The organism is Chitinophaga caseinilytica (assembly GCF_038396765.1).
GTDB lineage: Bacteria > Bacteroidota > Bacteroidia > Chitinophagales > Chitinophagaceae > Chitinophaga > Chitinophaga caseinilytica.
Window position 1 is genome coordinate 1346891 of sequence record NZ_CP150096.1, and the last position, 14021, is coordinate 1360911.

Annotated in this window: 8 protein-coding genes and 1 tRNA gene; 8 read left to right on the forward strand and 1 reads right to left on the reverse strand. The window is 46.4% G+C overall.

Annotated features, from left to right (window positions below):
* Positions 1-70 precede the first annotated feature (70 nt).
* Genes WJU22_RS05840 through WJU22_RS05860 form a run of 5 tightly spaced genes read left to right on the forward strand, consistent with a single transcriptional unit; the run spans position 71 to position 7291 of the window.
* Positions 71-259: a helix-turn-helix transcriptional regulator gene (locus tag WJU22_RS05840; RefSeq protein ID WP_341842322.1), complete on the forward strand. Its 189-nt coding sequence runs from the start codon at positions 71-73 to the stop codon at positions 257-259.
* The gene (locus tag WJU22_RS05845; RefSeq protein WP_341842323.1) at positions 259-1806 is read left to right on the forward strand and encodes a type I restriction-modification system subunit M; all 1548 of its coding nucleotides are present in this window, start codon (positions 259-261) and stop codon (positions 1804-1806) included. The genes WJU22_RS05840 and WJU22_RS05845 overlap by 1 nt, the downstream gene beginning before the upstream one ends.
* Positions 1803-2984, forward strand: coding sequence for a restriction endonuclease subunit S (locus WJU22_RS05850; RefSeq protein WP_341842324.1), 1182 nt, complete (start codon positions 1803-1805; stop codon positions 2982-2984). The genes WJU22_RS05845 and WJU22_RS05850 overlap by 4 nt, the downstream gene beginning before the upstream one ends.
* A 1-nt stretch (position 2985) precedes the next feature.
* Positions 2986-4197, forward strand: coding sequence for an AAA family ATPase (locus WJU22_RS05855; protein ID WP_341842325.1), 1212 nt, complete (start codon positions 2986-2988; stop codon positions 4195-4197).
* Positions 4184-7291 (forward strand): type I restriction endonuclease subunit R, encoded by a 3108-nt coding sequence (locus tag WJU22_RS05860; RefSeq protein ID WP_341842326.1) that lies wholly within the window; start codon positions 4184-4186, stop codon positions 7289-7291. The genes WJU22_RS05855 and WJU22_RS05860 overlap by 14 nt, the downstream gene beginning before the upstream one ends.
* 183 nt (positions 7292-7474) lie before the next feature.
* Here the strand turns inward: WJU22_RS05860 and WJU22_RS05865 are convergent.
* Positions 7475-7548 (reverse strand) — tRNA-Asn (locus WJU22_RS05865).
* Positions 7549-7664: 116 nt separating this feature from the next.
* On the opposite strand from WJU22_RS05865, the gene WJU22_RS05870 reads away from it, so the two are divergent.
* From WJU22_RS05870 to WJU22_RS05880, 3 genes are all read left to right on the forward strand, one after another.
* Positions 7665-9257, forward strand: a complete 1593-nt coding sequence (locus tag WJU22_RS05870) for a DUF6377 domain-containing protein (protein WP_341842327.1) — start codon at positions 7665-7667, stop codon at positions 9255-9257.
* Between the two features lie 224 nt (positions 9258-9481).
* The gene (locus WJU22_RS05875) at positions 9482-12433 is read left to right on the forward strand and encodes a SusC/RagA family TonB-linked outer membrane protein (protein WP_341842328.1); all 2952 of its coding nucleotides are present in this window, start codon (positions 9482-9484) and stop codon (positions 12431-12433) included.
* 30 nt (positions 12434-12463) lie between these two features.
* Entirely contained in the window at positions 12464-14014 is a 1551-nt protein-coding gene (locus WJU22_RS05880) for a RagB/SusD family nutrient uptake outer membrane protein (RefSeq protein WP_341842329.1), read from the forward strand.
* Positions 14015-14021: the final 7 nt, after the last annotated feature.

The window sequence follows — 14021 nt, forward strand, 5'->3', positions numbered from 1 at the left end:
ACACTTTTTATACTGTAAAACAAGATAGTTTGAGAAATTAAGCTATCTTTCGGAGACATTTCAAAAAGACATGAACAGAATTAAAGAAGTGTTGGAGAAAAAAGGCGTAAAACAAACCTGGTTGGCTGAGCAGTTGGGTAAAAGCTACAACGTAGTTAATGGCTATGTGCAAAACAGACAGCAGCCAAGACTCGAAGTACTTTTTGAAATTGCAAGGATATTAGGAGTTAAACCACAAGATTTAATAAAGGATAAATAATGACAAGCACCGCACAAAGGCAAGAGCTGCAAAATAAAATTTGGAAAATCGCCAACGAAGTTCGTGGCTCGGTAGATGGATGGGACTTTAAGCAGTTTGTATTAGGAACGCTGTTCTATCGCTTCATTAGTGAGAACTTCATCAATTATATTGAAGGTGGCGATGAAAGTATTGACTATAAAAAATTATCGGACGATGTGATCACACCGGAAATAAAAGACGATGCGATTAAAACAAAAGGTTACTTTATCTATCCCAGTCAACTATTTGTAAATGTTGCCAAAACAGCCAATACCAATCCAAATCTAAACACAGAATTAAAGGCCATTTTCGATTCGATTGAGAGTTCTGCAAATGGTTATCCATCTGAACCAGATATAAAAGGTTTGTTTGCTGATTTTGATACCACCAGTACACGCCTCGGTAATACCGTTGAACATAAGAATAGCCGTTTAGCGGCTGTATTGAAAGGTGTGGGAGAATTGAATTTTGGGAGTTTTGAAGAAAATAAAATAGACCTTTTTGGCGACGCCTATGAATTTCTTATTTCCAATTATGCAGCCAACGCAGGAAAATCAGGTGGGGAGTTCTTTACGCCGCAAAATGTTTCCAAGTTAATTGCACAACTGGCGATGCACAAGCAGGACAAAGTAAACAAGATATATGACCCTGCAGCTGGTTCAGGATCTTTGCTGCTGCAAGCCAAAAAACATTTCGACAATCATATCATTGAAGAAGGCTTCTTCGGGCAGGAAGTGAACCATACGACATACAACCTTGCGCGTATGAATATGTTTTTGCACAACATCAATTACGACAAGTTTAACATTGCGCTGGGCGATACCCTGCGCGATCCTCATTTTGGCGATGAAAAACCCTTCGATGCCATTGTTTCCAATCCTCCCTATTCTATCAACTGGATAGGCAGCGACGATCCCACGCTCATTAACGACGACCGTTTTGCGCCAGCGGGCGTATTGGCTCCTAAATCTAAAGCCGACTTTGCCTTTGTGCTGCATGCGCTCAGCTATCTTTCCGGTAAAGGAAGAGCAGCTATTGTTTGCTTCCCCGGTATCTTTTACCGTGGTGGTGCAGAACAGAAGATCAGGAAGTACCTGGTTGATAATAACTTTGTAGAGACCATTATCTTCTTAGCGCCCAACTTATTTTATGGTACTTCGATAGCTGTAAATATCCTGGTGCTTTCAAAGCATAAGAAAGAAAATAAGACTCAGTTTATTGATGTCAGTGGCGAAGACTTCTTCAAGAAAGTAACCAACAACAATATATTGGAAGACAGGCATATTGAAAAGATCATGGGACTGTTTGATAGCAAAGCGGATGTAGCCCACGTAGCTGTTTCTGTTGACAACGAAAAAATTGCAGAAAATGATTATAACCTTTCTGTTAGTTCTTATGTGGAAGCGAGAGATACTCGGGAGAAGTTTGATATAGTGGAACTCAATAGTAAGATTTCAGAAGCAGTGGTGAAGATAGATAGTTTGCGTGCTGATATTGATAAAATTATAAAGGAGATTGAAGGATGAGTTATTTAGAGAAATTATTGGTTGGTGTTGAGGTGGAATGGAAGATGTTGGAAGAGGTAGCTGTTATAGGCACTGGTAGTCATGATACCCAAGACGCAGTTAATGACGGAAATTATACGTTTTATGCAAGAGGTTTAACTCCATTGAAACTTAGTTCTTACGATTTTGATGAAACTGCAATTATTACAGCTGGTGATGGCGTAGGCGTAGGCAAAGTTTTTCATTGGGCTGTGGGGAAATATGCTCTTCACCAAAGAGCATACAGGATTGTACCTAATGCTGATGTAGACCCAAGATATATTTATCACTATATCGTAGCAAACTTTTATAGTTACATAAAGACAACGTCAGTCCACTCATCTGTTACATCTTTGAGAAGGCCGATGTTTCTAAAATTCGCAGTCCCCATTCCACCCCTCTCCGTTCAAAAGGAAATCGTTTGTATTCTAGATAGATTTTCAGCGCATGCAACAGAGCTTACAACAGAGCTTACAACAGAGCTTGCAGCACGTAAAAAGCAGTATAACTACTACCGGGAGCAGTTGTTTAGTTTTGAAGAAGCGGAAGTTGGGAAAGAAGGATTAGGCATAGTTGGAGAATTTCAAAGGGGAAAACGATTTGTAAAAGACGATATTATGTCAAATGGGGTTCCTTGTATACACTATGGAGAGATGTATACTTATTATGGTACATGGGCAAAGGAAAGTAAATCATTTCTTAGCAAAGAATTGGTTGAAAACAAGAATCTCAGAGTTGCCGAGAAGGGTGATGTAGTTATCGTAGGTGCCGGAGAAACTATCGAAGATATTGGAATGGGAACAGCTTGGCTGGGTAATGAAAGTGTTGTTATACACGATGCTTGCTTTTCATACAGAAGCTTATTAAACCCTAAATATGTTGCATATTTTACACGTACTAAACAATTCCACGACCAAATTAAAAAGTATATTTCTTCGGGTAAAATTTCTGCAATTAATGCAAGAGGTTTAGAAAAGGTCTTAATTCCTATCCCTTCGCCGGAAGAACAAGAGCGTATTGTTAATATCCTAGATAAATTCGACATACTCACTACCTCCATCATCGAAGGTCTCCCGAAAGAGATTGAGCTAAGGAAAAAACAGTATGAATATTACCGTGATTTATTACTAACATTCCCCAAGAACAACATAGCATCGTAAAATGGGAGAGTCATTAAGAAAAATAGCTCAAGACCTTCACGATACGGATAAAAAAGTGCAGTTAATCTATGCTTTTAATGGCACTGGAAAAACACGGTTGTCAGGTGAATTCAAAGAATTAATAGCGCCCAAAAATCCAGAAATTGAAGTAGAGGAGGAGGAAATTAGAATAATGTACTACAATGCATTTACGGAGGATTTGTTTTATTGGGATAACGATCTGGATAAGGATACGGATAGGAAGTTGAAAATCCAACCAAATGACTATACCCATTGGGTGCTGGTCGAACAAGGACAAGAGCCTAACATTGCCAGGCATTTTCAACGATATACAAACGATAAATTAACACCTCGTTTTAATGCAGAATATGCCATTAAGGATAAGGACAATAACGATATATTAATACCTGCTTATTCAGAAGTGCGTTTTTCATTTGAACGTGGAAATAATGAGCCGTCTGAATTTGTGAAAATTTCCAAAGGCGAAGAAAGTTGTTTTATCTGGAGTGTTTTTTACAGCTTGCTGGAACAAACAATAAATGTACTAAATGTGGCAGAGGAAGCGGATCGTGATACGGATCAATTTAATAACTTGCAATATGTATTTATCGATGATCCCGTAAGTTCATTAGATGATACACATTTAATTGAGTTGGCTGTAAATATTGCAGAATTAGTAAAGTCTAGTCAATCCGGCCTTAAATTTATTATCACAACGCACAATCCATTATTTTATAATGTATTGTTCAATGAATTCAATAACGCTGATGCAAGCACCGGTTACAGAGTGAAGCACTGCGCAAAAAAGCGTTTTGAGAAATTGGAAGACGGTACTTTTTTAATGAATGATCAACCCAGCGATTCGCCTTTCTCATATCATCTGTTTTTATTAGCTGAATTGGAAAAGGCGATGCAGCCGCCAGGCAATATTCAAAAGTATCATTTTAATTTTCTTCGAAACATTTTAGAAAAGGCGTCTACATTTTTGGGCTATAATAAGTGGAGAGACCTTTTACCGCAGGAGTCACGTGAGGCATATTATAACCGTATTATCAACCTATCTAGTCATTCAAAACATCATGGTGAAGAAGTGTCCATCATTGATGAAAATGATAAGAGAGTGTTGGGATTTTTGGTAAGTGAGTTAAAAAGAATGTACGGCTTCAAGTCAATTGTTAATAATAGCGAAACAGAACAGGATGTCAACATATAATACCATAGCAGAATTAAATAAATTCATCGTACTTGATGCATTTACGAGGAGTTTGGAATTAAATGAGCCATCTGCTGTGTATCAAACGGAGTCGGCCCTGGAGTATGAATTAATCCAGGACCTGATCGATCAAGGTTATGAATATCCGTCAAACCTCAATACATCCGAAGCCCTGTTGGCAAATGTAAGGGTGCAACTGCAATCGCTCAACAACATGGCGTTTTCGGATGCTGAGTGGACTCGTTTTGTGGAAGAATATCTGGACAAGCCAAGTGACAACCTTGTCGAAAAAACGAGGAAATTACATGACAATTATATTTACGATTTCGTTTTTGACGATGGGCACATCCAAAACATTTATTTAGTTGACAAAAAGAATGTTGTACGGAATAAGGTACAGGTAATCAAGCAATTTGAACAAAAGGGAACACACACCAATCGTTACGATGTCACCATACTGGTAAATGGATTGCCTTTGGTGCAGGTAGAACTAAAAAAGCGTGGTGTTGCCATTCGCGAGGCCTTTAATCAAGTACATCGCTATACCAAAGAGAGCTTTAATAGTCAGAATTCGCTCTTTAAGTACATACAGATCTTTGTTATCTCAAATGGAACAGACACCCGATATTTCGCAAACACGGTTGAGCGGAGTAAGAACAGCTTTGATTTCACCATGAACTGGGCTAAGGCTGATAATTCTTTGATTAAGGACCTAAAAGATTTTACAGCTACCTTTTTTCAGAAGCGGACGCTGTTAAAAGTATTACTTACTTATTCTGTTTTTGATACAAGTGATACGCTGCTTATCATGAGGCCCTATCAAATTGCAGCAACTGAACGCATGTTGTGGAAGATCGAAAGTTCGTTTTTATCGAAAAAATGGTCTACAGTAGAGGGAGGCGGTTATATTTGGCACACCACGGGTTCAGGTAAAACCTTGACCAGCTTTAAAGCGGCAAAACTGGCAACCCAACTCGATTACATTGATAAGGTGTTTTTTGTAGTGGATCGCAAAGATTTGGACTATCAGACGATGAAAGAGTATCAAAGATTCTCGCCCGATAGTGTAAACGGCTCGGAAAGTACGGCAGGATTAAAGCGAAATATTGAAAAAGATGATAATAAGATTATAGTAACAACTATTCAGAAGTTAAATAATCTCATGAAAAATGAGAATGACTTGTCCATTTATCAAAAGCAAGTAGTTTTTATTTTTGATGAAGCGCATCGTTCGCAGTTTGGTGAAGCCCAGAAGAATCTGAATAAGAAGTTCAAAAGGTTTTATCAATTCGGTTTTACAGGTACTCCCATCTTTCCACAAAATGCATTGGGTGCAGACACTACTGCAAGTGTATTCGGTCGTGAATTACACTCCTACGTGATTACAGATGCCATCAGAGATGAAAAAGTACTGAAATTTAAGGTGGACTACAATGATGTCCGGCCACAGTTTAAAAGTATAGAAACCGAGCTGGATGAGAAGAAGTTAAGTGCAGCCGAAAACAGGAAAGCGCTGCTTCATCCTGAACGCATAAAAGAAGTTTCACAATACATTTTACAGAACTTCAGGATAAAAACCCATAGAAATCAAGGGAGTAACAAGGGCTTTAACGGCATGTTTGCCGTAAGCAGTGTTGATGCCGCTAAATATTACTATGAAGCGTTAAACAAGTTGCAGAAAGATAGCGACAAGCCGCTAAAAATTGCAACCATCTTTTCCTTCGCCGCCAATGAAGAGCAGAATGCGATAGGCGAAATAGTTGATGAAACGTTTGAACCTTCTGCAATGGATAGCAGTGCCAAAGAATTTTTGACGAAGGCGATCAATGACTACAATGCCATGTTTGCAACGAATTACGGCGTTGACAGTAACGAATTTCAAAATTATTACCGTGATCTTGCTAAACGCGTAAAGAATAAAGAGGTAGACCTGGTAATTGTAGTCGGGATGTTCCTTACCGGGTTTGATGCTCCTACGCTCAATACGTTGTTTGTTGACAAGAATTTGCGTTATCACGGCTTGATACAAGCCTTTTCACGCACCAATCGCATCTACGATGCTACTAAGACTTTTGGCAATATTGTCACGTTCAGGGATCTGGAAAAAGCAACGATTGACGCCATTACACTTTTCGGAGATAGTAATACAAAAAATGTAGTGCTTGAAAAAGGCTATAATGAATATCTGGAGGGCTTTGCGGACCTTGTTACAGGTGAAGCCCGAAGAGGTTATGTTGAAGTCGTAGGAGAGCTAAATGAAAAATTTCCTGACCCTGGTGCAATTGTAACAGAAAGGGAGAAGAAGGAATTCTCTAAACTTTTTGGAGAATATCTGCGTGTAGAAAATATACTCCAGAACTACGATGAATTTAATAATCTCAAAGCATTTCAGACAATTGACATAAATAATGCGGAAGCTGTAAAGGAATTTAAAGAAGCTCATTTCGTAACAGATGAGGATATTGCCTCAATGCAAAAAATTGAATTGCTAAAAGAACGAACTGTTCAGGATTACAGATCTACATATAATGATATACGTGACTGGATCAGACGTGAAAAATTCGGGAAAGCAGCTGAGGAATCAAAAATTGATTGGGACGATGTAGTGTTCGAGGTAGATTTGCTAAAATCGCAGGAAATAAACCTTGATTATATTCTTGAATTGATTTTTGAGCACAACAAAAAGACAAAAGACAAAGCTTCATTAATTACAGAAATTCGAAGAGTTATTCGTGCAAGTATAGGAAACAGGGCAAAGGAGAGTTTGGTAGTTGATTTTATTAATGAAACTGACCTTGATACCCTTAAGGACAAAGCGAATGTGATTGATTCTTTCTTTGCTTTTGCTCAAGGCAGGCAGAAGGAGGAAGCAAGTGAATTAATTGCAGAAGAAAGCTTGAATGAAGAAGAAGCAAAGCGGTATATAAAAACTTCTTTAAAACGCGAGTACGCGAGTGAAAATGGTACGGAGCTCAATGCCCTTTTGCCAAAAATGAGCCCTTTAAATCCGTTGTACTTGACTAAAAAGCGTACTGTTTTCCAAAAGCTCTCCCAGTTTGTAGAGAAATTTAAAGGTGTTGGGGGGCAACTTTAAGTTATTAAGGAGTATCGGTAATTAAGAAGGAATATACAGTAGCGTAGCGCTGTAATAATGAAAAGGAGAATAATTGTGAATTGAGTTAGCAGGGCTTAACGATAAGCGCTGCTAACGCCTCACTGGCAAATGGTTACCAAAAATAAAAAAGGACCGCATTACGCGATCCTTTTCTTTCTTCCGCTCCCCCTGTTGGACTTGAACCAACGACCCTCTGATTAACAGTCAGATGCTCTAACCAACTGAGCTAAGGAGGAGTGTTTCCCTCGATTGGGATTGCAAAAATAGACAAAATTTCATTTCTGCAAAATCTATTTTCATTTTTTTCTCAAATCTTGATTTCTGATATCTTTATAGCTGCCAGAATTATTTTATGAAGTGGATCCTGTTCAGCATTATTATCCTCTGGAGTACCGCAACCACGGCACAATCCGGGAAAGACAGCATGTTACGCCAACTGGACGAAACCATCCGCCTCACACGCGATTTCGATAACTCGAAATATGCCCTCCTCCAGTCGCTGAAACAACAACTCGCCGCCGCAACGTCTCCCGCTTCGCAGTACGACGCCTGCATCCGCCTGTATAATGAATACAAGTCGTTCAACTACGACACCGCTTTTTCTTACGCCCTCCAACTCAAAAAAATCGCCGGCGCCATGAACGACCCTCACCGGTCTGCATACGCCGATATCAAACTCGGGTTCATCCTCCTCTCGTCCGGCATGTTCCGCGAAACCGCCGCCGTTTTCGACTCCCTCCAACCCCAGGCCCTTCCAGACACCATGCGCGCCGAATATTACGTGCTCATCCGCAGATATTATTATGACCTCGCCGATTATGTGAACGACTGGTACTATTCCCCACGATACCTCCGCCTCGCAGGCCTTTACACCGACTCCGCCGCCGCCAGCTACCCCGACGATCATTTCGAGCGGCTCTCCTGCCTGGGATACAAATTCTTCAAGGAAAACCGGCTCGACTCCGCCCTCCATTACCTCCGCCGCACCATGGCCCTGCCCAACCTCTCCTGGCACCAGCAAGCCATGATCAAGGCAAACATCGGCTCCATATATGTATTCCGGAAACAATACGACTCCGCCATCGCCATGCTCGCCCAATCCGCCATGGCCGACACCCGCGGCTCCGTCAAGGAAACAACCGCCGCCTTCAACCTCGCCTCCCTGCTGTTCCAGACCGGCGACATCAAGAACGCGTCCCGGTACATCGAACGGGCGGTGGAAGACGCCACCTTCTACGGCGCCCGCCAGCGAAAAGTCCAGGTAAGCGCCATCCTCCCCATGATCGAAGGGGAACGGTACTCCGCCGTGGAAAGCGAGAAAAACCGCCTGGTGGTCTACTCCGCCATCGCCACCTTCCTCGTGCTCGCCCTCATCCTCCTCACTTTCATCATCTTCAAACAAATCCGCCGGCTCAAAGCCGCCAAGGAAATCATCACCGACGCCCACCACCGCCAGCAGGAAATCAACGACAAACTCCTCGAATCCAACCGGATCAAAGAAGAATACATCGGCTATTGCTTCCATATCGCCTCGGCCTACATCGAGAAAATCGAAAAACTGAAAAACCAGGTCGAAACGAAACTCGCAGATCACAAACATGGCGATATCCGCTATATCGTCAATAATATAAATATCAAGCAGGAACGGGAAGAGCTGTTCCATAACTTCGACCGCATCTTCCTCCGCATTTTCCCCAACTTCGTGGCCGAATTCAACTCCTTCTTCCGGGAAGAAGACCAGATACGCCTCAAGGAAAACGAGCTCCTCAATACCGACCTCCGCATCTACGCCCTCATCCGGATCGGCATCTCCGAAAACGAAAAAATCGCCCGCATCCTCGAATACTCCGTCAACACCATTTACGCCTATAAAACCAAAATCCGGAACAAATCCACCCTCCCCAACGACGAGTTCGAAGACCGGATCATGCAAATCAAGATATAAAAACGTTTATATTAAGGATATTTATATGTATTGTTAACCGATTGTAAATCATTGAATTGATTTGCAGTGACGGGCGTTTTGGGCCTTTAATTTCTATACTCGGGCGATAATAGTTTGCCGCCAGTCGTGAACCCGTTTACTTTGAACCGTTCAACCAAAATTGGATTTCACGTTTAGTTCCACTCCGCAAAAAACTATCTCAGTAATTCTTTAAACACTACGTTATGATCAAAATGCGACTGCTTAGCGCGCTGCTGATTTGCCTGACCCTGTTTCTATCCCAGGTAGCCCTCGCCCAGACAAAACCCGTTTCCGGCAAGATTACCGACGAAACAGGAAGCGCCATCCCCGGGGCCAGCGTTCAGGCGAAAGGCACCACCATCGGGACGGTTTCCGACCCTACCGGCGCCTTCAAGCTCAATGTGCCCACCCAAACCCAAACGCTCGTGGTCTCCTTCATCGGCTACGCCCCGCAGGAAGTGAACATCGCCAACCAGTCTGAAATCTCCGTGATCCTCAAACTGGAAAGCTCCACCCTCACCGACGTGGTAGTGGTTGGTTACGGCACCACCCGCAAAAAAGACCTCACCGGCGCCGTTACCTCGCTGAAAGCCAAAGACTTCAATAAAGGGATCGTAGCCTCGCCCGACCAGCTCATCCAGGGCAAAGTGGCCGGCCTCATGATCGTTAACAACTCCGGCGCCCCCGGCGCCGCTGCCACCGTGAGGATCCGCGGCGTATCGTCTGTCCGCTCCGGCAACCAGCCGCTCTACGTGATCGACGGCGTTCCGCTCGACGGCCGCGTGGCCCGCCCGGAAATCAACGCCAACGGCATCGGTCAAACCCCCGCCGCCAACCCGCTCAACTTCGTGAACTCTTTCGATATCGCTTCCATGGACGTGCTGAAAGACGCATCCGCTACCGCCATTTACGGCTCCCGCGGCTCCAACGGCGTCATCATCATCACCACCAAAAAAGGACAGGAAGGCCCCGCGAAACTGGACTTCAACTACTCCATCGGCGCCAGCTCCGCCATGAAAAAACTGGAAGTGCTCAATGCCGACCAATTCCGTCAAACCCTGAAAAACTACAATTTCGCAGGGGGAGATGAAGGTGGCTCCGCAGAAGGACTGAATTCCATCCTCCGTACCGGCCTCACCCATAATTTTAACGTGGCTGTAAGCGGCGGATCGGAAAATGCCCGCTATCGCGCCGCTTTCGGGTTGATGGACCAGGAAGGCATCGTCCTCAAATCCGGCCTGAAAAAATATACCGGCAACCTCACCGGCCAGTTCAAATTCCTGGAAAGCCGCCGCCTGGGCCTCGATTTCTCCCTCATGGCCGCGCAAACCGTGGAAACCATGGCGCCCATTTCCAACAACGCCGGCTTTACCGGGTCGCTCATCGGCCAGGCGCTCCAATGGAACCCCACGCTCAACCTCCGCAAACCCGACGGCAGCCTCACCATCCTCGGCAGCAACGGCGCGGTAAACCCGCTCGGCATGTCGGAAGCCTGGGACGATAAGGCCGATATCAGCTACCTGCTGGGCAATATCTCCCCGTATTTCAAGATCACCAACGACCTGGAGTACCGCTTCCTCTTCTCGATCAACCGCCAGGCCGGTATCCGCCGCACGGAAATACAGTCGTGGATCAATATCAACGGCGTAAAAGACCTCGGCCAGGCCTACCAGGGCAATGCCGAACTGCTCACCAAACTGTTTACCCACACCCTCAACTTTAACAAGCAGATCACCGACGCCTTCCATCTCGGTGCCGTGGTAGGGTATGAATACCAGGATTTCCAATACCGCACCACCGACCTCGGCGCCCTGGGATTCAGTACAGACGCGCTGCCGTACACGAGCATCCTCCAGGATCCGCACCAGAGCAACACGTTCATGTCGACCATGGTGCAGCCCAAATCGGAACTGCAGTCGATCTTCGGCCGCGTAACCGCCAACCTGTACGATAAATACCTGTTGACGGCCACCATGCGGGCAGATGGGTCCAACAAATTCGGGAAGAACAACCGTTACGGATATTTCCCCTCGTTCGCAGCGAAATGGAACCTCAGCCAGGAAGATTTCCTCAAAGGCAACTCGTTCGTCCAGCAACTGGCGATCCGCGCGGGCTGGGGGATCACGGGCAACCAGGAATTCCCCGCCGGCGCTGCGCAGGAACAATTCATGCTCACCGGCGGCGGCGGATCGCGACAGATCAACGCGGCCAACCCCGACCTGAAATGGGAAAAATCGGCACAGCTGAACGCGGGGATCGATTTCTCCATCCTCCAAAACCGCATCTCCGGTAACGTGGACTATTTCCATAAAAAGACCTCCGACCTCCTGTTCAACTTCATCGCTACCGGCCCCGGCCCCGCCGCCAACGTGTGGCGCAACATGCCGGGCGAAATCCTGAACCGCGGTGTGGAACTGGCTTTACGCGGGGAAGTGGTACGCGGGAAAGAACTGTCCTGGAACCTGGGCGTGAACGCCGCTTTCATGAAAAACGAACTGCGGAATTATGAAGGGCCCGATGTACTGACCGGCGCAATCAGCGGACAGGGCGTATCCGGCGCTACCATCCAGCGTTTCGCCAACGGCTATCCCCTCAACGTGTTCTACCTGCGGAAATGGACCGGGCTGAACAAAGACGGCATCAGCGAATACGAAGGCGGCGCCGATAAGAGTTTCTACAGCGGCGACCCCAACCCTCGCACGCTCCTCGGCATCACCACAGACCTCAGCGTGAAGAAATGGTACTTCTCCGTGAACTTCAACGGCGCTTTCGGCCATAAACTGTACAACAACACGGCGAACACGGTACTGGCGATCAACAATCTTTCGTCCCGCAACATCGGGAAAGACCTGCTGAACAACGGGGAAAGCACTTCGAACCCCATCGCCACGTCTACCCGCTACCTCGAAAGCGGCAACTTCCTGAAGCTCACCAACGCCACCATCAGCTATTCCTTCGGCGATGTCGGCAAGAATTTCAAGAACCTGAACCTCGCCCTCACCGGTCAGAATCTCTTCGTGATCACCAAATATTCCGGGTTCGACCCGGAAGTGAACACAGACAAAAGCGTGAACGGCGTGAATTCGTTCGGTATCGAGTACATCCCGTACCCCACCGCCCGGAATATCATGTTCAGCGTAGGCGTTTCCTTCTAATTCCGTTTCCCTTTATTAAACCAGATAATCATGCATCTACATAAAAAACTTTCCATCTTCGCCCTGTCTGCCCTCGCATTCGGCGCCTGCACGAAGCTCGACGAAAAACTCGGTTCCACGCTGGTGCGCTCCGAAGCCGAAAAAGTGATCAAGGTGAATTCGCTGCTCATCAACGCTTACAATGATATGCAGCTGCCTTTCCAGGACCAGTCTAACTTCTGGGCCCTGCAGGAAATGCCTTCGGACGAAGCGGTAGCGCCCACCCGTGGCGGCGACTGGGACGATAACGGCGCATGGCGCTCCCTCAAGCTCCACACCTGGACGCCCGAGCATGGCACCATCCAGAACACGTTCACGAACCTCCTGCTGCTGCAATTCTCCGCTACCAACGTGCTCAACTTCAATCCGTCCAAACAACAGGCCGCCGAAGCCCGGTTCATCCGCGCGCTGAGCATGTTCGCTACGCTCGACGGCTGGGGACAGGTGCCCTACCGCGAACCGAACGAGAACCTGCTCATGCCGCCCAAAGTAAAGCCTGCGGCGGAAGCCATCGCATTTATCATCACCGAGCTGACCGCCATCATCCCCGACCTGCCCGAACGCTCGGGCTCGGTAAAAGCCTGGACGGCCAGCAAAGACGCTGCCCGCGCCCTGCTGATGAAATGCTACCTCAATAAAGGTGCTTTCCTCAACCGCTCGAACCCGGCGTTCGACGCGGCCGATATGCAACAGGTGATCACCCTGGCCGACCAGGTGATCGGTTCAGGCAGATATTCGCTCGCCAATAATTATTTCGACAACCTCGCGTACAACAACGACGTGATCGGTACCGAGAATATTTTTACCCAGCAGAACGGGCCAGGTTTGAGCACGATCCGCGGCGGCAACGCGGCTTTCTGCCACTGGGCGCCTACTTTGCACTATCACCAGATGCCCAGCGGATGGAACGGTTTCGCTACCACGGCCACTTTTTATGACCTGTTCGAAGCAACGGACATCCGCCGCGGTGTTGCGTATGATGGTGTGACAGACGTGACCGGCACGCGCGTCGGCTTCCTCATCGGCCAGCAGTTCGACAAGAACGGAACGGCGTTGAAAGACCGTAAAGGCAACAATCTCGCCTTTACCCGCGACCTGAAACTTTCCGAATCCGGGAACGACCTCGAGATCAAAGGCATCCGCGTCGTGAAATATCCGCCCGATATGGTGACCGACGGCGGCCATAACAGTAACAACGCGAGCAACGACTGGGTGTTTTTCCGCCTGGCAGACGTGATGCTCATGAAAGCCGAAGCCCAATTGCGTACCAACAACGCCGCCGGCGGATTGCTGGTGGTGAACCAGCTCCGCGTGAAGCGCGGTGCCACGCCCTTTGCCACCCTCACACTCGCCAACCTGCTCGACGAGCGCGGCCGCGAAATGTATTGGGAAGGATGGCGCCGGCAAGACCTGATCCGCTTCGGGAAATTCCTGCAGCCCTGGGACCTCAAGCCCACAGACGATCCGCGGAATCTCCTGTTTCCCATACCCGTAAACGATCTGGCTGTTAACCCCAACCTGAAACAGAATCCGGGATATTAATTCGTAA